General features: G+C 61.4%; 17 protein-coding genes and 1 pseudogene. 8 read left to right on the forward strand and 10 right to left on the reverse strand.

The annotated features are described in order from the left end of the window. The first annotated feature begins 9 nt into the window (after positions 1–9). The 6 genes from LC490_RS01240 to LC490_RS01265 are packed head-to-tail and all read left to right on the forward strand — an operon-like array spanning position 10 to position 5,649. A complete protein-coding gene (locus tag LC490_RS01240) occupies positions 10–1,719 on the forward strand; it encodes a hypothetical protein (RefSeq protein ID WP_223619012.1) in 1,710 nt (569 codons plus the stop codon). Further along, the gene (locus tag LC490_RS01245; protein WP_223619013.1) at positions 1,716–2,531 is read left to right on the forward strand and encodes a phage BR0599 family protein; all 816 of its coding nucleotides are present in this window, start codon (positions 1,716–1,718) and stop codon (positions 2,529–2,531) included. The genes LC490_RS01240 and LC490_RS01245 overlap by 4 nt, the downstream gene beginning before the upstream one ends. A gap of 16 nt (positions 2,532–2,547) precedes the next feature. After that, entirely contained in the window at positions 2,548–2,784 is a 237-nt protein-coding gene (locus LC490_RS01250) for a hypothetical protein (RefSeq protein WP_223619014.1), read from the forward strand. 2 nt (positions 2,785–2,786) lie between these two features. Next, entirely contained in the window at positions 2,787–3,002 is a 216-nt protein-coding gene (locus LC490_RS01255; protein ID WP_343123768.1) for a hypothetical protein, read from the forward strand. Beyond that, on the forward strand, positions 2,989–5,202 hold the full coding sequence (locus LC490_RS01260) for a phage tail protein (protein WP_223619015.1): 2,214 nt from the start codon (positions 2,989–2,991) through the stop codon (positions 5,200–5,202). Before LC490_RS01255 ends, LC490_RS01260 begins: the two co-directional genes overlap by 14 nt. Before the next feature lie 3 nt (positions 5,203–5,205). Continuing rightward, positions 5,206–5,649: a hypothetical protein gene (locus LC490_RS01265; RefSeq protein ID WP_223619016.1), complete on the forward strand. Its 444-nt coding sequence runs from the start codon at positions 5,206–5,208 to the stop codon at positions 5,647–5,649. Between the two features lie 62 nt (positions 5,650–5,711). Here LC490_RS01265 and LC490_RS01270 read toward each other — a convergent pair whose 3' ends face one another. The 10 genes and pseudogenes from LC490_RS01270 to LC490_RS01320 form a co-directional block, all read right to left on the reverse strand. Further along, the gene (locus tag LC490_RS01270; protein WP_223619017.1) at positions 5,712–6,197 is read right to left on the reverse strand and encodes a hypothetical protein; all 486 of its coding nucleotides are present in this window, start codon (positions 6,195–6,197) and stop codon (positions 5,712–5,714) included. Continuing rightward, entirely contained in the window at positions 6,194–10,789 is a 4,596-nt protein-coding gene (locus tag LC490_RS01275) for an RHS repeat-associated core domain-containing protein (protein ID WP_223619018.1), read from the reverse strand. Before LC490_RS01275 ends, LC490_RS01270 begins: the two co-directional genes overlap by 4 nt. Before the next feature lie 109 nt (positions 10,790–10,898). After that, positions 10,899–11,225: pseudogene (locus LC490_RS01280) on the reverse strand (ATP-binding cassette domain-containing protein); the annotation flags it as partial. Positions 11,226–11,304: 79 nt separating this feature from the next. After that, complete coding sequence (locus LC490_RS01285) at positions 11,305–11,538, reverse strand: carbon storage regulator (RefSeq protein ID WP_343222991.1); 234 nt, start codon at positions 11,536–11,538, stop codon at positions 11,305–11,307. A 319-nt stretch (positions 11,539–11,857) separates the two neighbouring features. Beyond that, positions 11,858–12,514 (reverse strand): hypothetical protein, encoded by a 657-nt coding sequence (locus tag LC490_RS01290; protein WP_223619019.1) that lies wholly within the window; start codon positions 12,512–12,514, stop codon positions 11,858–11,860. A gap of 114 nt (positions 12,515–12,628) precedes the next feature. Next, entirely contained in the window at positions 12,629–13,162 is a 534-nt protein-coding gene (locus LC490_RS01295; protein WP_223619020.1) for a hypothetical protein, read from the reverse strand. 512 nt (positions 13,163–13,674) lie between these two features. Then, positions 13,675–14,772, reverse strand: a complete 1,098-nt coding sequence (locus LC490_RS01305; RefSeq protein ID WP_223619021.1) for a type IV secretion system protein — start codon at positions 14,770–14,772, stop codon at positions 13,675–13,677. Positions 14,773–14,791: 19 nt separating this feature from the next. Then, the gene (locus LC490_RS01310; RefSeq protein WP_223619022.1) at positions 14,792–15,550 is read right to left on the reverse strand and encodes a hypothetical protein; all 759 of its coding nucleotides are present in this window, start codon (positions 15,548–15,550) and stop codon (positions 14,792–14,794) included. Between the two features lie 78 nt (positions 15,551–15,628). Continuing rightward, the gene (locus LC490_RS01315; RefSeq protein WP_223619023.1) at positions 15,629–15,970 is read right to left on the reverse strand and encodes a hypothetical protein; all 342 of its coding nucleotides are present in this window, start codon (positions 15,968–15,970) and stop codon (positions 15,629–15,631) included. Positions 15,971–15,989: 19 nt separating this feature from the next. Next, entirely contained in the window at positions 15,990–16,625 is a 636-nt protein-coding gene (locus LC490_RS01320; RefSeq protein WP_223619024.1) for a response regulator transcription factor, read from the reverse strand. Positions 16,626–17,397: 772 nt separating this feature from the next. On the opposite strand from LC490_RS01320, the gene LC490_RS01325 reads away from it, so the two are divergent. Together LC490_RS01325 and LC490_RS01330 are read left to right on the forward strand one after the other, a co-directional pair. Then, positions 17,398–18,057 (forward strand): hypothetical protein, encoded by a 660-nt coding sequence (locus LC490_RS01325; RefSeq protein ID WP_223619025.1) that lies wholly within the window; start codon positions 17,398–17,400, stop codon positions 18,055–18,057. Between the two features lie 14 nt (positions 18,058–18,071). Continuing rightward, positions 18,072–22,136, forward strand: a complete 4,065-nt coding sequence (locus tag LC490_RS01330) for a peptidoglycan-binding protein (RefSeq protein ID WP_223619026.1) — start codon at positions 18,072–18,074, stop codon at positions 22,134–22,136. Positions 22,137–22,246 lie beyond the last annotated feature (110 nt).

The raw sequence follows: 22,246 nt of genomic DNA on the forward strand, positions 1-22,246 counted from the left end.
CCGAACCCTATGCCGTGGACCGCCCTGTGGCCGCTGACCTTCAGCGGTCGGGGCGACTACTTCACCTCGCCGCCGGTCTGGGATGGCCGCGCCAGCGGCGCGCTCGGGTCGGAGCCGCGATTCGGTGCACGCTCCGTGGCGGTGCCGCAGCACGTCGCGGACCAACGCCGCGGCGCGCTGCAGGCAATGTTCGGCGACGACTTTTTCGACCGGATTCACGTCGAGCCGCGCGTACTCAACCTGGGTAACGTCAGCAGCGTGCAGCAGCGTGCCGTGCGCGTCTGGAACGCCTACCGCGCGCGTGCTCTGACGCTAACGGATGCCGCGCTGGTGGCTGGCGAAGGCATCGTGCTGACTGCGCCCGGTGCAACGCCGCTGCCGTTCGCTCCGCTATCGGAGCGGACGTGGCAAATCGCAGTCGGCACCGAAGGCCCGCCGGTCATTGCCGCAACGCTGTCGTTTCAGTTCGCCGGGTTCGGCGCGATCCCGGTCGTCATCACTGGTCAGCGCATCGTCGCCTGGGCCTTTGCCCCGGATTGGTCGCGCGGCGTGCTCGAACGGCTGGCGTGGAAGACCGACATCCTGACCAGCCCGACGCAGGTCGAGCAGCGCCGTAGCCTGCGCTCCACACCGCGCCGTTCGTTCGAGGCCACGATGATCGTGGATGGCCGCGAACGGGTGCTGCTGGACTTGGCCGTATTCGGCTGGGGCGGACGGACTTGGGCGCTCCCGATCTGGCCCGACGTGCAGTGGCTGCCGAACGAGCATGCTCTGGGTATCCGGGTAATCGCTTGCGACCCCCTGCATCGCGACTTCCGTGTTGGCGGCCTGGTGCAATTGCGCGGCAAGACCGCCTTCGAGGTCGAGGTGGCTGAGGTCGAGGCCATTGGTGCCGCCTCGATCACACTGCGGCATCCCACGACGAAGGCATGGCCGCGCGGCACCCGGCTGTATCCGGTCCGTACTGCGCGTTTGGCTGAGCCCCCGAAGGTCACCCGGCTTTCGGATCAAGCGGCATCGGTCAGCGCCCGCTTCGACATCGTCGAGTCCTGTGACTGGCCAACTGTGGCGGACGCATCGATGTATCGCGGCCATCCCGTGTTGGCGAAGCGGCCGGATGAAACCGAGGCCCTGTCGAGCGGCTGGCAGCGGGCGCTGTTGACGCTGGACAACGAGTTCGGCCGACCCTTCGTAATGGACCCGGCGGACTGGGCGGCGGTATCGCAGGCCCACCATTGGCGCATGCACGGCCGGGCCGAGCGGGCGACGGTCCGCTCCTGGCTGTACACCCTGCGGGGCCGCCAGCGCGCCGTCTGGCGACCGACCCATGCCGACGACCTGGTCCTGGTCGCCAACGTCGCCGGTACGGCCACGGCATTGGATGTCGCGAACGTGGGGCTCGCGCGGTTCGCTGGCCTGCGGCCTGGCCGACGCGACCTACGGATCGAGTTGCGGGACGGCCAGGCCTTCCACCGCCGGATCACTGCAGCGGTTGCGTTGGACGACGAGGTCGAGCGACTGACGATCGATTCCGCACTTGGTGTCGACATTCGTCCACAAGCGGTGCGACGCATCAGCTTCCTGGTACTCAGTCGTGGCGACAGCGAGGAGGCCGAAATCGAACACCACACCGACAGCGACGGCGCGGCCGATACTTCCCTTGTCCTTCGCGCTGTGCGCGACCCCGAAAGCGACGACAGCGGCCCCGCACCGGCATGAGTTTCGAGCAACTGGAACGATCGGCTGCCGCGGGCAACCCGCGGCGGCTGTACGAGTTCGTGCGCGGCGCCCGGCGCTGGCGCTACACCGGCGGCGACCGCGACTTCGCGCTCGACACCCAGATCTACCGGGCCGTCGCCGTTCGGGACGACGGTATTCGCCAGTCGGGGCATACCGCCAGCGACATGCTGACGATCACTGCGCCGGGTGATTTCGAGGTCGCACGTCTGTACCGCGGGCTGCCGCCGTCGAGCGAGGTGGCCGTTGTCGTCCGCGATGTCCACGAAGGCGATGGTGATGCGCACGTAGTCTGGATGGGCCGCGTGGCGGGCGTGAACCGGCCGTCGCTGGAAAGCACCGAGGTCCGGTGCCAGTCGCTCGATGCCGCGCTCGGACAGCCTGGGTTGCGGTTGGCCTGGACGCGCGGTTGCCCGTACACGCTCTACGACCGCAATTGCCGGGTTAATCCCGAGTCGTATCGCGTCCCGGCGTCGCTGACCACGCTCGCCGGCAACGTCGTCACCGCCGGCATCTTCAGCCAATACCCGGACGGCTGGTTCGCGGGCGGCTTCCTGGCGTGGGATCTGGGCGAGGCCGGTTTGGAGCGGCGCGGCATCCGCACGCATATCGGCGAGCGTCTGGTCCTGCTCGGCGCCGGAGACGGGCTGCGCGTCGGCCAGGCCGTTGTCGCCTATCCCGGCTGCGGCCGGTCGATGGCGATCTGCCACGCCAAGTTCAACAACGCCCCGAACTACGGCGGCGCGCCCGGGCTGCCGGGCAAATCGCCGTTCGACGGCACGCCCCTCTTCTGATTCGCGGAATCTCGTCATGAACATCTGGGTCCAGCTCGCGATCTGGGTCATCAGCTATTTCGTCTCGGCAGCCGCACGGCCGAAGCCACTGCAGCCCAAGCCGGCCGCGTTCGGCGACTTCCAGTTCCCACAAAGCACCGAGGGCACGCCGCAGTCGGTGGTGTTCGGCGATGTGTGGACACCGGACTGGATGGTGCTGGGCGTCGGCCAGTACCGGACCCAGCCGATCAAACAGAAGGGCGGCAAGAAGTGATCGTGACCCTGGATCACCTACGTCGCGCGCCGGGGTTCGGAGCGCGACCGGGCTTCTGTGCGCGAGGCGGACGCGAGTGGTTTGCCTACTACGGCCTGGACTGGAGCGCGTTCTTGCGCGACGGCATCGACGCCGAGGTCATCGAAGCGACTGGGGATGCCTTGGGCCTGCACCTGGTCGCGTTCGCGCGCGCGGAGGCCGAGCGTGGGCAGCAGTAAGAAGCAGACGGTCGGGCACCGCTATCTGTTCGGGCTGCACATGGGCCTATCGCGCGGTCCGCTGGACGAGCTCGTCGAGATCCGGGTTGGCGACCGCGAAGCCTGGAAGGGCTCGATCACCAAGACCGGGCGCCTCTTCATTAGCAAGCCCGACCTGTTCGGCGGCGACAAGGGCGAAGGCGGGGTCAAGGGCTGGCTCGATGTGCTGATGGGCGAGGCGGCCCAAGCGGTCCTGCCGGCGTTGGGCGCACTCCACGGGGTGCCGACGCCCGCGTTCCGCAACGTCACCACGCAGTACTTCGATGGCCAGATCGCGGCCAACAACCCGTACCCGAAGCCCTGGAAGATGCGCGTTCGCCGCGCGCTCGCGGGATGGGACGGCGCGCCGTGGTATCCCGAAAAGGCGGTGATCTGGCTTGCCAACGGCGCTATCCGGGCGATGAACCCCGCGCACATCCTGGTCGAGTGCCTGACCAATCGGGATTGGGGGCGGGGCCTGGACCGGGGCGTGCTGGACGAGGCGAGCTATCGCGCCGCCGCTGACACGCTGCATGCCGAGGGGTTCGGACTGTGCCTGCGCTGGAACCGGCAGTCACCGATCGCCGACTTCATGCAGGTCGTGATCGACCACGTCGGCGCCGCGCAGTACACCGATCGCTCGACCGGGCGGCTGACGCTGAAGCTGTTGCGCGACGACTACCGGGTCGACGACTTGCCGGTCTTCGATTACGAGTCGGGCCTGCTGGCAATCGAGGAGGATGAGGGGGCGGCGCAGGACGGTGCGATCAACCAACTGATCGTCACTTGGTATGACCCGGTCAAGGACGAAGAGCGACAGATCCGGGTCGAGGATCTGGCCGGCATCCAAGCCACCGGCGGCGTGGCCTCCAGCACCACGGAGTACAAGGGCCTGCCGACCGCAGAACTGGCGGGGCGGGTCGGCATGCGCGACCTGACAGTCGCTTGTTCCGGGCTCAAACGGTTGAAGCTGCGCTTCGACCGCCGCGGCGGCATCCTGGCGCCCGGCGGCGTGTTCCGTGTTCGCGAGCCGTTTCGCGGCCTGGACAACCTGGTCCTGCGGGTGGGGACGTTCGATGACGGTAAGCTCGCCGAGGGGGCGATCACGGTCGCCGCGGTACAGGATGTGTTCGGCCTGCCGGGGACGGCCTATCTGGAGCCGCAGCCGCCTGTGTGGACGCCGCCGGATCGCATTCCGCAGCCGTCGCCGAATCGGCGCTTGGTCGAGGCCAGCTACCGCGACCTGGCTACCACGCTCACTGCCGCGGAGTTGGCGGCTGTCCCGGTCGATGCCGGTGCCGTTCTGGCGGTCGCCGAACAAGCGGGCGGACTCGCACTGAATTACGTGCTGACCACCCGGGTCGGCAGCGGCGAATTCAGCGAGGCCGGCGTGGGCGATTGGTGCCCCACTGCAGTGCTTGCTGAGGCAATGACCGCCACCACCGTGGTGGTGCAGTTGGTCTCCGGTCGAGGGCTGGATCAGATCACGGCCGGCACGGCCGCGCTGCTGGATGACGAGATCGTCCGTGTCGTCGCCGTCGATCCGCAGGCGCAGATCACGACGCTGGCGCGTGGATGTGCCGACACCGTGCCGGCGCTGCACGCAACCAGCGCAAGACTTTGGTTCTATGACGACTACGCCGCTGCCGATCCGAACGACTACAGCGTCGGCGAGACCGTGCAAGCCAAGCTGCTAACGCGCACGTCAAGCGCGCAGCTCGATCCCGCGCTGGCGCCGGTGGACACGGTCAAGCTGGCCCAGCGCCAGGCGCGCCCCTATCCACCGGGTGATCTGAAACTCAACGGCCTGGGCTATCCGACGTCGATCGACGGCGACCTGGTGGTGACCTGGGCCCACCGCGACCGGCGACTACAAGCGGACCAACTAGTCGACCACGGGCAGGGATCGATCGGCCCGGAGGCCGGCACAGCCTATGTGTTGCGGATACTGGACGACATCGCCGGCGGCGTGCTGGACAGCCCGGCGGCGACGACCGGAACCAGCTACGCCGCGCCGCTCAAAGGCGCCTATCGGCTGCGTGCCGAAGTGGCCTCGACTCGCGACGGCCTGACGAGTTGGCAAAAGGCTACTCACACCGTCGACTTCAAGAACGGACTGCTGCGCTCGGAGACCGGCGATGAGCTGGTCTCCGAAGCGGGTGACTACCTGCTCATCGAGTGAACCATGGCGAATCAAAAACTGTCCCAACTACCGGCAGCTAGCGCGCTGACCGGCACCGAGATCGTGCCCATCGTGCAAGGCGGGCAAACGCGAAGCACTACTGCCGCCGCGGTCGCCGACCTCCGCAAGGGGGTGTGGCAGACGCCGACGCTCAACGCGCCGTGGGCGAACTATGGTGACGTCTTCGCGTCAGCCGGTTACCGACGCGATGGAGGCAGGGTCCAGTTGCGAGGGCTGGTGAAGGCGGGTGCTGGCGGAACCGCCATCTTCGTGCTGCCCACGGGCTACCGCCCCCCCACGCAGCAGATTTATACGGCCGTAAGCGATTCGAGCACCCAGGCACGTGTCGACGTGAAAACAAATGGAGAAGTGCTGGTATCGCAGCCGGGCGCCGGAGTGCTTGGCTGGCTATCCCTGGACGGCGTCGCGTTCTTCACCGATTCCTAGATCAAAAGCGAGAGGGCGCCGTAGCGCCCTCTTGTGTCAGTCGGACAATTCCGGAAAGCCAACTAGTGAGGCTTGCTCGATTCGGCGGCATCCGTAACCTGAAATGGCTCCGAAGGGAGCCAACAGCCACGCATCTGTCGAATCTTGGCGCGATAGGTTTCCGGCCCCGCGGGCCTACTCTGCCCAAGGAATGTCAATTGATCACCCGGAGGAACAGTAACCGTTGCAGTCGCAGGTTCCGGATGGTCGATAACCGTAACGTCGTCGCTCCAACCATCGACTGTCTGTTTTTCAATTGTGAAGTCGAGCGGGTACAACTTGATCGGCTGCTTTTCACCTTTATACGTAGCAAATCGCAAGGTTTTCTTCGAGTGATTGATCAGCACGTACTTTCCATATACATAGCCCCAATCACGAGCGCGCTCAGCATCCACCCCACTAAAGGTGATCTGAACCCCCTCGATTGGCTTGTCGCAATCACCGTTTGCAGACGATGTGGCAGGAATGACAAGAGCAACTGGCAAAAAAAACAAAGCCCATAGATTCATAAAGGGTCCTCAGATGAATACGCAACATGTCCGCCAGCGCGCCCGTGATCGTATCTCTTCTTAGAGGCGATTACGGCTGCGCGTGCGCCAGGTTCCAACAAAGCCTGCATCTTCTTGCGGTTCTCAGTCACGCACTCTACCTCGGTAGCATACGAATTCGCTTTAAGCGTTCGCTCCAATGACTCAGCATTAGGCTTGGCCGACTCCATCCACCGCCTCATATCGCGAACATGCTGGTACTCGTCGCGGACCGTATCGCGTTGAACAGCAGGATCTTTGTAGCGCCTGCGAAGATATACCAAAGTGTCTACACGAACTGAGAACTCATTCAGCCGGAACTGACCATTCTCGCAAGTGCAGTTGGGGGTAATAGCCCAGTCCACACCGGTTCTTCCAAGCGTGCCAGGATCGTACGGATGCTGAACGTCCCCGGGATAGGTGGCCATGCTGGCTCCTCGTGCAACCGCTCCCCACAACTTCTGCGTATCAGTCTCTTCCCATTGCAGGAGACCCATAGGATCTGACCACATGAGAGGAGATCCACTGACATAGGTGTAGGTATTGAGTCCGCCCTGCAGGCCTATCGGATCACTCTGGAGGTATCGACCGATCGACGGATCGTAGTCACGGAACATGTTGTAGTGGGTCGAACTTACCGCGTCGAACTGCTGTCCAGCAAATCTTAAGTCGAAGGTGAAGGCCTTGCCGTCCTTGTCTGGGTCTTGATTCGGTAGTCCAGCGCCGAAAGCATCTCCACCTATGTCCCAGTTCCAGACTGCACGCTGGCGGACTGGATCAACCACAACGCGAGGAGCGGCCAGATGATCCGCTTCAATATAGTGAAGCTTACCGGCAGCAATGATGCCAATAGGCAAATCTCCGAGCCAGACCACCTCTTGTACCGCTACACCCGAAGAGTCGTAGCGCCCATGGAAGCGACCAGTCTTATCGTAGACGGTGTAGTCAGTGGTGGCTCCAAGCTGTCGTTGGACCCGCTCACCAACACCGTTGTAGCGATATGAGGCCTTCAAGAGGCTGTTTATTTTTACGGTACTCATTCGGCCGGCTGCATTGTAGCCAAACTCTTTGCCTGTGCCTCCGATGCTGATCGTGTTTCCGGAGGCATCATAGGTCCGGGCGACGTCGTTCCATGCCGTTAACCGATCAACCGTGTAGACGTAGTTGGTGCTTGTCGCACCATTCGAAATCTCTGTCGTGCGGTTCTGGGTGAAGTCGTGGTAAAGGTAGGTCTTGAGGGGAGCATCTACTCCAGTCTTGATATCGGCAAGTTGATCGAGCGCGTCGTATCCATACTTTCGCAAGGCCGGTGTGGACTGATCGCCCTTCCGTAGTTCCACAAGATTGCCGACCTCATTGAAAATGAAGCCCGCCGAAAAGCCGTCCACCCCGGTGTCTTGGATACTGGAAGGCTGATAGTTGAGGTTGTACTGTCGGCGCAACCGGCGACCATTGCCAAAAACTAGCTCCCCAGCTGGGCCGAACGGGTAGTAGCTGATACTACTCAGCAGTGTCTGGATAGGCTGGCCCGGCCGCGTCACAGTGACGCTTGCGACATTGCCTTCGCTGTTGGCTCCGTACGCGACCAGAGTACCGCTTGGGTACGTGATCGATTTGAGTCGACCGCCTTTGGTGTACTCGTAGCGCGAGGTGAACGTCTTCCCATTGATCACTTGAATTTTGCGGGCGATTTGGCCATACCGGTCATAGCAGTAGTCGGTATAGCCGGTCCCGTCCGTGAGGCGCGCGAGACGTCCTTTAGCAAATGTTTCGCCAATGGCGCAAGCCGGCGCGGTCGTATCGTAGGCACGAGTAACGTTCAAGGTAGGATCGGCCGGATAGCTGGTCAGCAAGGACCGTCCGAGCGCGTCGTACGTGTAGTTCGTGATCCGGCCATCTGCATCCGTCGCCGATGTGCGGTTCCCACTATTGTCATAGGTATAGACGCTCGACCCCGTGGCGGGACTCCTCAGCGTCAGCACCTCGCCGAAGCGATTCCGGTCGTATCCCGTCTCTCGACCAAGGCCATCGTAAGTCGAAGTCAGCTCGCCCATTGCATCGTAGAAATGATCCGAGCCGGTGGCCCGGCCGGCCAGGTTCGCGCGCGTTCGGGTCGTCTGCTTGAACCAGTTTGCGCCTTCTGTGGTGTTCCGGCCCAAAGCGTCCGTCGTGTAGTTCGGAGTACCCCCGGCCCAGTACGTGAAGTTCGTTTGGCGACCGTAAGCATCCTTCACGGACTTGATCTGGCCCAGTTGGTTCCGCAGGGTAGTCAAAGTACGCGTGATGACGCCCGCCGGGTCCTTTACGTCCGTCTTTTCGGGGCGCCCCTCATTGTCCAGGGTGTAGTGGATTCGGGCACCGGTCGAGCTAATTACATCAGTTAGGCGACCGGCCGGATCGTATTCGAAGCGGGCGATGATGCCATCGGCGTCAGTGGTCTTCTTTAAGAGTCCGACTGTGTCGTACTCCATCTGCGTGATCGCATCATCCGTCTCCGTCGCATTGTCGCTTCCGCGCACGATCTGCCTGAGCAGCCAGCCGCGGGGGTGATACTCCAGATCCGTAACGATACCGTTGGCGTCACGACTGGAGATGGCTCGACCGCTCCGGTCGTATTTGAGAATCTCTTCGACCTGACCGAGGGCATTGGTCACCTTCCACACGTCCCCCCTTCTATGGCCGCAACTACCGGTGGGTGCTGCGCATCCCGCCTCATCCTGGGCGTAGTAGGCGAAGGATGTGATGTCGTTGACGTCCGTGCGCGGTCCGTCTACCTGCGTGACCAGTCCAATGATCGGGCAGAGGCCCGCCTGGATATCGGTTGCCTCGCAGTAGCTCGTCGCGCTGGTGCGGGTGGTTCCACTCAGCGGGTCCATCTTCGTTGCGGTGAGCTCTTGCCCACGTCCGTTATACGTCCACAGGCGCTTCGTCCAAAGCTGGCCGTCCCGGTTGTAGACGCGCTCCTCCGTCGGAACATCGAATGCCGGATGCCAATCAATCTGCGTCAGCCGTTCCTCACGATCTCCGATAGCTTCGCGCTTCTGCGCCACCAACCCACGGCTGTTGTAGTCGAAGTCCGCAGACGTGCGCCCGAAGTCACCGACTCTATCGGGAAAGCCGTTGGCATCGTAGGTGTAGGCGGCCGTCGCACTGGCGCAGCCATCCGTGCAGACCCGCTCAGCGTCAGTCGTAAGCTTTCGCCCATTAACCGTTGTGAATTTGTACTTGTATCGCAGACCGTTCGCATACACGACGTCTGTGGTGCCGTACTGTCCTCCCTCGACGACATAGCGCTCAGCTCCTTGGGAGTGCTCAGTCGAGTTGGGATAGCCAGCATTGTCGTAACCGAACTTTGCCTTCACCGACCCAGTCTCGTCCAGGATCTGAGTCAGCAGTCCACGCATCATGGTCTCAGTGCCTGCGTAGTATCGGTACTCCCGCTTATACCCTGAAGTAGCCACCACCTTTTCCAGCCGCCGTTCCGTATCCCCTGGGAAGGTCGGGTAGTCGGGAGCCACGTAGATATAGTCGTACCTGACTCCGTTGGGATCGGTCAACGACGAAATCTGCGCATCCCCATCGTGCAAGATGTGCAGGGACCGACCTTGCGGATCGGTGACTTTGGTAAGGAGGCCGGAGGCGTACTCAAGTGTAAGGTGATATCCGTCAAGGTAGTCGATGGCCAGCAAACGTCCGCCTGCGTCATAAGTCTCCACAGACCCATCGGCGGCATTGCTCAGCTCCCAGCTAATTGGCTGGCCAGCCTCCAGGGTTGGGGTCAAGACCATCTTGACCTCAGCGCTAGGCAGCCAAGCACCATCAACCCTGCGGAATATGATCTGCATGCCGTCATCACGATGGACAGTGATGGCTTTGCTGTCCGCCGAGAAGGCATTGAACTCGAGATTCCGACTGTATGTATGCCGCCAGTTCTCGCCCATATCGGCCGATTCGACCTCAGGCGCGCTGTTGTAATAGCGATGGAACTTAAGGCCCCGCCCCCCGGTGCCGGCGTAGTCGGTCTCGTCCTGAAACTTATTGGCTGCGTTCACAACGATAGGATTTCCGATGCAGTTGTTGCTGCAATCGCTCCGGCCCAGGTTCTTGCCGCTGTCTTCCTCGCGTTCTTTCAATGGCCAAAACGCGTTCGCCGTTCCGTAATAGTACGAATACCGTTCCAGGGGCGGATCATCATACGGCGGCAGATCGTAGCGATTGGCCATCTCTAAATGGATGGTCAGCAAACCCCCTGTCGCCTCCGGCGCGATGACCGCCTCCTTACAATCGGTGATGATCCAGGTCCTTTGATTGAACCCATCCTGCAGAGGAGGATACTCAATCAAGTCCTGGGCTCGATCGATCTTTTGTTGCTTGCATGCTGCCATGGCCTCACGAAGCGTATAGGTGCTTGGCCATGCGCCCATCCAAACCGGGCCCGGCGCATGCCCCCCCGGAAGTGCCTGGCCGGTCTCGACCGGGAACGCGGCCATGGCCGAGAATGAGGTCAAGGCAGTCAACGCCACAGCGAGGTTTGCAGCTAGCGGATTTAGTCTTTTCCCAACGAGCATCTTCATTCCTTGGAAGTGTGGTTATCGTCTTTGGCCATGCTCGCCGTGACGCCGCGGCGCATCAAATTCTCGGCCAGTCTTGAGCAAAGGCGTCTCTAGATCTGAGATGTCGCGGCTAGAATCGTTGGCTGGCTCTATTGGCCAGCGAGCCCTCCGGTCCGTTCCCGCAAACAACGAAGCTGCGTTCTAGGATCAGCGTCCGGTCTGCACTAGCGACGGTCTCGGGGCGGTCAGCAACGATTACCCTTGTGATCGCAAGTGAGCGCACCGCCTCGTTGACCAGTCGCTCACGGCCCACATCAAAATGGCTGGTCGCTTCATCGAGGAACAGAATGCGAGGTTGTCTAGACAAGGCCCGTGCGAGAACGATGCGCTGCTTCTGTCCGCCGGACAGAGTGCTCCCCAGGTCGCCGATGATAGTCTGACTTCGCATCGGCATCCTAGTTCGCCGCGGCTGCGTGAGGCTACTGCTTTCAAGCCAGACGTTGCTCTGAGCATCAATGACCTGCTTGCGGAAGAGGTCAGACATGGTCCTTCCCTTTGCGGCACGCCCTATCGCGGGGACCTTGGCGCGGGGGCTGGCAAAGAAGCTCCTCGCGTACGACGTGGACCGTTCTCGGAGCCGTAATGCCGACTCGTACTTCACCGGCGAATCGAGGCGGCAACAGGCGCACCTCAATCTTGTCACCGATCATTACTGCTTGACCCGGGCAACGAGTCAGGACGAGCATTGACGTTCGGCCTTTGACGTTCATGGACGAGCGTGCACCAAACCGTACGCGTCGCACGCTTCGCGCAGTTGACGACTGCTGCCGCTCTCGGTCTCCACACAGTACTCAAGTAGCTCTTGCGGCAGCATGTACGTGACGACTGATTCCAGCGCGCCATCGAGGGCTGGTGCTCGGACTTCCGTGGGCATTCCGGTATCGAGATGCCGCTGGCGGGCACGGGCGCACGCAGCGGAGATGCACGTTGCCCTGGAGGAAAACGGAACATGTTCGTCTTCGCCGTTGACGGAAACTCGCCAGTTCAGGGAGCCTCGGCAGATCGCATCAAAATGCACAACTCTTGTACCTACCATCCCTCGTACTCCTTGAGGACGCCGATTCGACGCGCAAATCCTTCTCCAACCCATTGCGGGTGATATGTGCGCTCCAACATCTGATCCGGATGCATGAAGAGGCCACGAGCTTCACGCTCGGCCGTGTTGCATAGCGCAGGGAACACCGCCCAGAAGGTTGGGTCGACGATTTCGTGACTTGGCAGGGTCAGCCAGGCGTGCAAGCTGACACGCGCACCCGGGGCGATTCCGGTACGCAGCATCTGCTCTAAGCCTTCAACGGGTGTGTGGCAAAGTCGCCGCCCATCCTGGTAGACGTAGCCCAAGGTGAAGGCGATACGGACCCGTAGCTGGGCCTCCAGCATTCCGCGCACCATGGCAGTCACGCCGTACCGCTCAGCTGCAATGACGTCTTCACGCAGTCGTCCTAAGCCGTAATCCCTGAGCCTCCGAGTGGACTCGATTGCTTCGGCCGAAGCGAACCGCATCGGGAGTGGCTCAAAGCGAGGTGGATTAAGTCCCCAGAGGACGGCACGCGCACGCGCCGCCTCGAACTTAGCTTCATAGACGCCAGTAGCGCTCTCCGGCGAACGCTTGGCTTTCTTGAACAGCCGGCCTAGCCAGTTTGGCAAATGGAGGGGCATATACGTTGATGACTGGAATTGAGACACAAAGCCCTCCTGACCGCCCCTGTCGGGACGGTACGGCTGAGGTCGGGTTGGAAGGGGGCGGGCTTAAACGGATCGGAAAGTCCGAGTCCGCGTCAACATTCGACTTTGCTTCGGTCAGACCGAGATTTTGCAGGCAGGGTGTAGGTGGCGAACGTTCTCGATCTCGCGCCGGATGGCCCTTCGCGAAGCGATTTGGTTAGCCGCTTGAGCTGCAGATACCAGCATATGGATACTGAAGATTGCGATCAGCTCGGGAAGCGCGTAGGCAGACCCGATAGCGAAGAGCACTGACGACATCACCGCAGCAACTACCCACGCCCAGAGCGCTCCTCTGGCCAAGTGATCAACTTGGCCCTTGAGCCATCGGACCTCAATGACTTCGGCCGTTCCCCAACGATCATGGAGAAACTGCCTTAGCTCCGACACATACCTTCGTTGAGCTACAGCAAGCCAGACGTGAAGGACAACCACCGCTAACCAAAGAATCGCAGCGAGCGCAGCCAAGGACGGCAGTGATAGCGTCACGGCGAGATGGAGCAGGCTGAGCAATAGCGCGATGCTGAGTGTGGAGGCCAGGGCAAGACGTTCGTGCGTCCTGTCGTCACTCGACCAAGCCGCGACTTCGTTATGAATGGGAATCGTGTTCATTCGGTACTCCGATCACCTATTGCGCGCCGGCAAGCTACAGCCGCTGTAATGAACGCGGCATTCGGCGCCATTGCTCCCTCTCTTGCAGCCAGCGAGGCTGTCTTGCTGAGCTGACGTCTCGTCGGGCGCTCTCGCCGTTGTAGAGGTGACGTCGCTGCTTGCTAGGGCAATGCATTGATCCCTGTAAGTCATGTACACGGCACACTTCGTTCCGCCGCGCGCCTTACAGTCCGCCACAGCCGACTTCTCGGCCCTCTTCTTGCTTGACTCGTTTGCACTTGACCCGAAGCTTCCCGCGCCATCATCTGCGAGGGCGCCCCATCGACTACTCCACTGCCTTGCAGGCGTGTTCGACGGAATCGGGCCGCAACTGGCCATAGACTGGGGCGACCCCATCGGCGCCGTAGCGTTGTAGGGCATCTCGCCCGACGGACACCCGCCCTCCGCGCGCACAGCGCTGGCGAGGATGAGCATCAAGCACGCTGGGACCAACTGGATTGCTCGCATGGCTATTAACCCCTGTCCTTCTTCTTGATCTCGTTGGAATGTTGCGGAGTGGTGTCGCTCATGGCTACCCGGACTGGCGGGCGCTGGACCTCGTCTCGGGTTTGCTGCGGAGCCGGCGGAAGCGGGCTACTCGCTGTGTTGGCGGTCGCCCCAGAGGCCCCGTACTTCCCGAATGCCGAGTTGGACATGACGCTACCGATCTGGCCCTGGAAAAAGACGGCAGCCATCGGCGGGACCGCGATGATGACCACGGTCAAGATCATTCCCACGCTTCCTTGCTGCATGGCCTGGTTACTGATGCCCTCGGTGCTGAGCCCGGGGATATTCACGAGCTTACTGAGCCACATGAAGGTGGCGATCCGGACGGTAAGATCGAGAAGCAGATTCGCTACGAAACTGAGCATGGCGAGGGAGAAGAGCGTGCCTAAACCGTACTTCAGCCAAGTGGTGAACATTCCCTTTGTTGCAGGGAACGCCAAGGCAAAGATGAAGAGGGGCCCGAGCCCGACCCAGAGATTGATTGCGAACGTCCACAGCAGGAGCATGCAGCCGGCCGCGATGGCCGGGCCCGCGGAGCCGATCGTAGCCCACGTCTTCGCAGACCGCTTCTCCTCTATGAGCTCCGGGTCAGGCTCGAGGAGCTGAACCCCATCAATTGCCGTCATCGCGACCTGGACGATGGCAAGGGACCTGTCGATACTGCTCGCAGTGGATTCGTTTTCCTTACCGGTCACAAGATAGTGGACGGCCTTGTCCATGTCCTTCGTGAGGAAGGAGTTGAGCGGGATGCTGTTGACCGCCATCGTGGTAGCGATGCCGAAGATCAAAGCGATCCTCGTTCCCTGAAGGACCAGCCCCATCATCGACTCTCGGGCTCCGCTGAGGATGCGATAGCCTTGGAAAAGTAGCCAGAGCGTCACCAGGCTGAGCCCGACGCCACCGACGAACGCCATCGATCTCCCCATGAGAGCGAGGCCAAAGTCTTCGACCCGAGACGTAATCCAGCCACTGACGAGCCGGAACAAGGAGTAGTCAGCTAGGCCGCTTTGCGAGGAGGGCGAAAGCCAACTGAGTACGTCGGTGGGCAGTTGCAGGAAGTCCATTTCGATTTATCCGTAGATCTCAGTTGCCGAGTGCGGACTTCACAACATCGGTGGGAACAATGCCGTCCAGAGCGCCCTTCTTGCCGCGCATGGCGCGCTTCGCGAGGCGGGTGTGGTCCCACTTGAGGGCCGCGATGTAGTCGTCATACGCCTTCATGCGCGCCTGCCAGTAGTCGAGTTCAAGCTGGTTCCTCGCGACAAAGCGGCTGGCTTCGTTCTCATTCGCAGCCAGGGCTCCCTGGCTGCTGCTGACGCTGTCGCGCTGGTTCTCGATCTGCCCGAACTCGCGGCTGCGCTGCATTAGCGTTCGTAGCATTGTTACGGAGTCGTTGTACTTGGCGTTCTCGGCGTAGACCATGCGCTGACAAATAGCCTGTTGCTCGCCGACGACGTTTCCATCCATCTGTGGCATCGCCGGACGGAACACCTTGGTCAGCTGATCCTTGATGCCCCGGCCGGGGCCGGGACACATGTCTTCCATCCCGTAATCGGCAGCGCGGGGCGGGAAGTTGTCCTCCATCTGCGTCTGTCCAAAGTTCAAACGCTGCAGCTTGATCACCTGCTGCTGATAGTGGCTGGCCGTTTCCTGCCATCGTTTGGCGTTCTTGCCGAACTCGACCGCGTCCTTGCTGATCTGCTCCATCTTGGCCATCAGACCGAACGGGTCCTTCACGACCATCTGTGCACTTGCCTGACCAAACCCGAGCCCGCAGGCGGCGATTAGCAGTGCAGCGACCTTCTTGACGGAGCGACGATGCGCTGTGTTTCGGGACTTCATAGCGACTCCATGTCTTTTCTGTGGATAGAGCTCAGCCGATGGATGGGTGTTGTCCAGAAGCCGAACTGGCTCGGTGGGCTATTGGCCCTGCAACTGGGCAATGCTCGTGAATTCTGTTCGGTAGTAGAGGAAGCGATGCTTGCCTTGGTCAATCACGATCAGCACAAGGCGCTTGCCTTTCCGCTGCTTGAACTTCCACTGGGCAACGCGAAAGCGGAATGCTTGACTGTCCAGCTGCATGACGGCTCCATCCAGACGAAGGCGTTGGACAATGTCTGCCAATGGCTCGATAGTGACCTCTAGACGGGACAGCGGCACATTTTCGCCGTTGCAATAGAAGTGAATGATCGCCTCGATGACATCCGCGTCCTCACTTGAAGTGTTAACGACGGGAAACGGAACTACGTTACTTCCATCCATGGGTTGTTCTTGACTCCTATTAGTCGTCCAGCAAGTAGGTCAGTCCGCTGTTGATCAAGTAAGACGTAAGTCCCGCGCTTTCAGGCAGGTCCAGCTTCTGCAGCGCTCTCACCTTGTGTGAAGAGACGGTCTTGTTGGTAATTCCTAGCGCCTCCGCGACACTGGACACCGATTCGCCCTTACAGAGCATGATGATCACGCTTGCCTCTCGCGGCGTCAGGTCTCGCCACGGGTGGCCCTGGTTCTTTTGGATGTCGACCTGGGGGTCCATATACTTGTGCTGCTGGGTAGCAGACTTGATCGCCTCTAGCAGCACCGACCTTGAGCTTCCCTTGCTTACGTAACTGAATGCTCCTGCATCCAAGACGGCCTCCGCTAGGAGTGCGCTATCCGATCCCGAGTAGGCGACCACACGGATGTCAGCAGCGCGGTCCAACACAGCTCGCAGGAGCGGCAACCGCTTCAGATTGCCTGGCATAACGAGGTCGAGGATCACGACAGCGGGGCCGTCGGTCACGCTACCGAGCACCTCAAAAAGCGACTCGCTATCCTTGGCCGATGAAATGGCCTCTTCCCGCACGTCCATCCGGTCCTGCAACAACTTGGTGACCATCAACACCGAAGAAAGATGATCATCTGCAACGACATACTTCATGCACTTATCCTTAAGCTTGTTCTGCTTGGTGGCCTCCGGCCCCAGTCGCTATGTGCGTAGTCTTGCCCCAACCAAGGGGTCTTGTCATTACTGCCAAAATCTGAGATCTCCATCATCTAGAGAACTTCGAGGCGCGTCCTTATCCTCACGGTGTTGGACGACGCCTTGCTCAGTAGTGCGGCAGAAACCCCATGAAGTGCGAGAAGCTTCCACGTCATGCGGAGTCGCTGACGCGCGGGCAGTAGGAATTTTCTGACAGCAAGTCGAGGCGCTGACTTACGCGTTGATCAGAGTAGCGGCGTGGGGTGGGTGCTTGTAGGCGCCCATAGAGGCTCAATTGGATGATCTGCAACTGACTGTTTGTTGGAATACAACGCTGGCGCGGCGGCTCCGATAAGTGGTTGATTTCGTGACGTTAACTCTCGTTGAAACCGCGTGCATTAACAGCGAGTGTCTGAGGCGGATCTAGTGCGACCGTTGGATGGGTGGCGGCCGGTCCTTCCGTTCTGCCAGCATGCGAGTCGCTTGGCGTCGGAGCCGACGTGCCGACCTAACGACGAGGGCCACGGACCAGCGGTATCAGGTGGCCCTGCTCCGGCTTTGCGAAGAGCGATAGCCCCGAGGGTTGTCTCCCTGGCGATCAGCGATGCCATGGAGCCGCGGGCAGATCGCCATGGCAAGTGCGCTTTGTCATCCGGCTGCCCAGTGCGCGCCGGAGGGCTCGAGCTGCTTTGTAAGCCGTCGAAATTGTGGCGAACAACGGACTTGTCCGATGTCCATCTCAGAAAATTCTGAGGCTTCGTCTCCGCAATTCGGCGATACTCGCGGTTTGCATGGTCGAAGCAGACCGTCTATCCCCTCCAGTTTTGTGAAGGAGCTTTCACGGATGACAACCCCTGGCAATTCCCACGAAGAACAGTTGGCCGACATCCCCTGGCCCCTGACCTTCGATTCGTTCTCGTTCGATGTGCGTTGCTACAACACGCTGGCGTCTAACATCATCTTCCACGGGCAGCAACTCGCGCTCAGTAAAGAAATCGATGGCCCATCCGGTCAGCCACGTTCGCCTGATTGGAAGAATCGATGGACTGGGGGCTTCATCATTCCCAAAGATCGGATGCCGCCTGAACCGGTAGCGATTCGTTGGACTTCGCTGGACGGCGAACAGCATTACGCGGAGATCGACCTCATCAAAGGCATCTTCCCTGAACAAGTGGTCCTCCATAACGTCCCAAGAGAGGACGTGAACGAGGACTGGGCACGTTTCGAGGGTGGCAGGACTAGCTCCCCCGACATCCTCATGGAAGTCAATGACAGAACGATCAGCGTCTATATGAGGGCGCACGTGCTGACCAAGTCCTTCCCAATGCCCGGGCGGGAAGACGTAAGAAGCCGCAGGGACTTGGTTCTGGCCTGGACTCAGACCTACTGAGGGAGCAGCACGTCATGGAAGAAGATAGCAAGAAGCACGTCGTCCACCTCGCTGAAGACGGCATTCCTAAAGACGATGTTTCGCACTACGTCGCCACGCCGGAGCATCTGAACAGCTACGACCGGGCCGCCGATGAACTCTACAAGTTCAAGGTTCCCGCATTGCTTGACACCAAGAATCCGCACTCATACCTCTTAGTCGGATTGATGGATGGCACCAGCAACGATGTCGAGCAGGATCCGGTACACGCCACCAACGTCGCAAGGTTCAGAGACCAACTTCGCGATCTGCAGAAGTCCGGCGCAAATATCGATTTCGAGTACATCGAAGGACCTGGAACCCAGCTCGACAAGATCGCGAACATCTATGACGCGGCTCGTGGCGTTACCAGCCTCGACCGCGCTGAGAAGATGTACACGAGCTTGGTGAATCGTGCTCAGCGAATCTATGAGCTTGATCCCGAGGCCAAGATCGCAATCCACGCAGAGGGGTTCAGCCGGGGCGCTAGTCAGGTCCCGCTGTTAACACGGATGATTCACGAACGCGGCATTCCGAACTTGGATCGCCCCGAATTGGTCCCAGACGAGCACGGGGACCTAACGAAAACCTATCGTCACTTTCATCAAGCGCCAGGGCGTACGCCGATGTCGGTCGGCCTGTACGACCCGGTGGCGACGGGTACGATGGAACTGTATGACCGGCGCTTGCCGCCTTCGGTAGTGTCGGGCTTCCAGATCAACGCCGCAGATGAGCGACGCGGCTTGTTTCCGGTTGATCGCGTCCTTCCGGCCGGACTGTCGGAAGACGGACGCTTTCTCAGCGTCAGCGTGGCGGGCGCGCATTCCGACATCGGCGGCAGCTATCTGCGGAATGGTCTCGGCACGCGCAGCCAAAACCTGATGACGGATTACCATAACGCCTTGTTTAGTGAACCACTGTTGCGGCGACTTCCAGAGACCTACGATCCGCGCCTCAATGTCATTCATCGTTCGGAAGAAGGTAATCTGCTGTTTCGCATCGCACCGAAGGTGGATCGCGCTTCGCCGAAGGGCGAACTAAGCACTCTGGTTCCAGACTACTCTCGCGGCATGCCGGCTGGACAAGTTGCGCATACCGCCGCGCACGCGGTGGAAGAGCTAGGCGAAGAGTATAAGCAGGTGGCCGAAGGCGCTCGCCCTGCCGTTCGCTCGCTTCCGACGCAGATGACTGCGCCAACGGCCGAAGAGGCGATGGCGGAGTGGCGCAAGCAGATAGGCAACGTCGAAATCCGGCCGCATCAGCCGTTCAGCGCCGGCGCAAGAGTTCTGGCGGCGGCCGGCGTCGCCGGCATTGCCGCGAGTGTGGTGGATGCCAAGGCCAGCGCCGACCGCGCCAGCACGTTGCTTTCGCAGGACAATCCGCTGGCCGCACAATCCGAACTGACCCACTATGCCGCGCGTGGCACGGGTGGCTGGATTGGCGGCGCGACGGCGGGCGTGGTCGCCACGGCGGCGGCCACCGGTCCCGGCGTCGTCGGCTTCATTGTGGTTGGCGGCGCGGCCGTGGCCGGCGCACACGTCGGCGAGCACGTCGCCACGGTGTTGGACAGCTACAAAACCTTCAAGCAGACCGACCTTCAGGGTGTTAAGTGGGAGTCCAACGGGCTCCAATGGGTGCGGAAGGACCTGGGCGATATGATCGACGACGGCCAGAACAAGGCCGTGAAGCAAGACTTTTCGGCCGATCCGGAGAAGGCAAACGAGCTGAACTACAAGGCCAGCAATTCCGCAACCGAACTGGCCATTGGGAAGTTGCAGCCACCGCGGAATCCGTACGCGCAGGCGGCGACGGACAACGATCCGCCGAGTCAGCGCCGCGCCGATTGGGAGCGTAACCCGCAGACCGGCACCTGGGATCGCAGGGTCGTCCTAGGGTTTGAGCAGCCTGGCGTGCCAATGGTTCGAGTCGATACGGCAAGCCCAGAACGTGCAGCCGAGCTCGATCGCTCCTCCCTGCAGGTCATCCGCGAGAACATCGCCAACGGGCCTGCCCCCATGGCTGCTCGCTATGAGATGGTGCACCGAAGCGAGGGCTGGGATCGGTTCGGCCCGGTGCCGCCCTCCATTCAGTCGGCGCTTCAGGAGGATTCGCTGGTCGCCTCGGATGGAAAGTTGTATCAGCGCTCCTCGGACGGGCAGTGGCAGCGCAATGGTGAGTCCCTGCTGGCCTCGGGGAATTTGCGTCAAGAATTGGAAAGCACGCGAGCGGCACTGCAGCCTCAGATGACGCTGCATGAGCAGCAGATCGCCGCAATGCCGACTCGCCAGCCGCCGACGTTGGAGGATATTGAGCGAAAAGACTTGTTGGCCACTTTCAAAGTGCACCAGGTCGAAGCCAAGCCGGAGCAATTGGAAGCGGCCCTGGAGGCGGTCAGGCGTACCCAACAGGAACAGGGCATCAATCCTCTGACGACCTCGCTTCACCTGGGACTCAACGCGCGTAAGGGGTTCGACATTGATAGCCCGATTGAACACGTCGGCCGTGACGCGGACGGGGTGAACCGCGTTCAAGCCGTAACAAGTCCCCTGGAAGTGCAAATGGCGATGTTGGATTTACGCTCGCCGCCGCCAACCACCCCTGAGGCTCCGGAACTGCGAATCGCTAACCTGTCGCCGCAGCAACACGAAGCTCTAGAACAAGTCGTGCGCGAGGCGAACCGGTTGGGACTGAAGCGCGACGACGTACAGTCAGCGGCCAAGCAAGCGGTGGCTGGAGCGATCGCAGGAGACCGTGAGCCGGAGATCGCCCTGAACCTGGCGAACGCTGAGCGAGAGCGACCTACCCTCAAACCCGACGTGCAGGGCGAGCCGGAGTCCCCGCCGACTGCAGTCGTGAAGCCAGTCGCGGACGTGCTCGCGGGTGAAGCGCCGCAGGGACTGCACCCGTCGCAGGCACACTCCGAGGGCGGGCGAATCCACGCTGAGCCTGTGGGGGCCGAGCCACAGCCTACTGCCGCTTATCCGGCCGCGCCCCTCAATCCGCCGACCATTGCCGATGCGCAGGCTTTCCGCGCGGTGGCCGAGGCTGCGGCGCAAGACGTCTTGACTGCCAGGCCCCCGGCGCCGGACGCACGCACGCCACAACCGAAGTCCGCGCCCAACTCACCAGCCGAGGCGCCTACCCAGCCTGCACCAGAGCTCGCACCGCCGGTCGTGGCTGAGGCGGCGAAGGTGCCCGAAGACGGCACCTTGCGTCGCGGCGATCGCGGACAGGATGTCGAGATGCTGCAGTTCCGCTTGCAGCGCGTCGGCTACCGCGGGACTGAGGAGAATCCGGTCCCAGAGCGGGGGCATTTCGACGCTGCGACCGAGCATGCCGTTCGCCAGCTGCAACGCGACCATGGCCTGCCCGATACGGGGCGTGTCGACCCGGACACCGTCCAGGCGCTTGCTGTTGCCCAGCAGGCCAAGATCGAGACGCAGAGGACCGCAAAATCAGAGGTCGAAGTACCCACTGCCGAGATGGGCCGGAAGCCAGTGGAGCCGCCATCGGTGCACGACAGTCGCGTCGTCGAGCCGACCGTGGCAGCCATGACTCCGCAGCCGTCCGGGGCGCCCCCGAAGGAAACCGCGACTGCCCGAACTGCGCCTTCGGTGGCGCCTAACGAAAAGTATTCCAACGGACACGACCAGCAGTACGCACAGAACGGCGAAGCCGCCGACAAGGCGATGCCAGAACGGGCAGCAGCGGCTCAGGATCTTTCTCGGCTGTCTCCAGCGGATCAAGCGATGTTCGCGAAGATACGAGGAAAAGTATCGGCTGAGGTACCCGACGAAACCGTTGCGGCGGCGATGCTCGCGGCCAAGCGCAACGGTATCCCGGACGCGGAGAGCATCGGGCCAGTCGGCGTCGCCAACGGGAAGCTTTGGGTGGGAGCGCACTTCCCTGGTTTCCATACTGGGGTCTCGGCCATCCACCCCGCCCCGCCCATGCAACACACCTTGCGCGAAACGCAGTCGTTCAATCAGCAGCGCGATCAGCAACTCGCAGAAGCCGCGCAGCGCGACCCCGATGATCCGAACCGTGGCCCGAAAATTTAGTCTAGCCATCTGCGAAGCCGCCGAAAGGCGGCTGAGCCCAACATTGGTCGCGACGAACAGAATCTCGAGGGCAACTATCGTCTTCTGCGTATCCAGGAATGCGCTTCGCT

The organism is Lysobacter sp. ESA13C, from assembly GCF_019970005.1.
GTDB classification, from domain to species: Bacteria; Pseudomonadota; Gammaproteobacteria; order Xanthomonadales; family Xanthomonadaceae; genus Lysobacter; species Lysobacter antibioticus_B.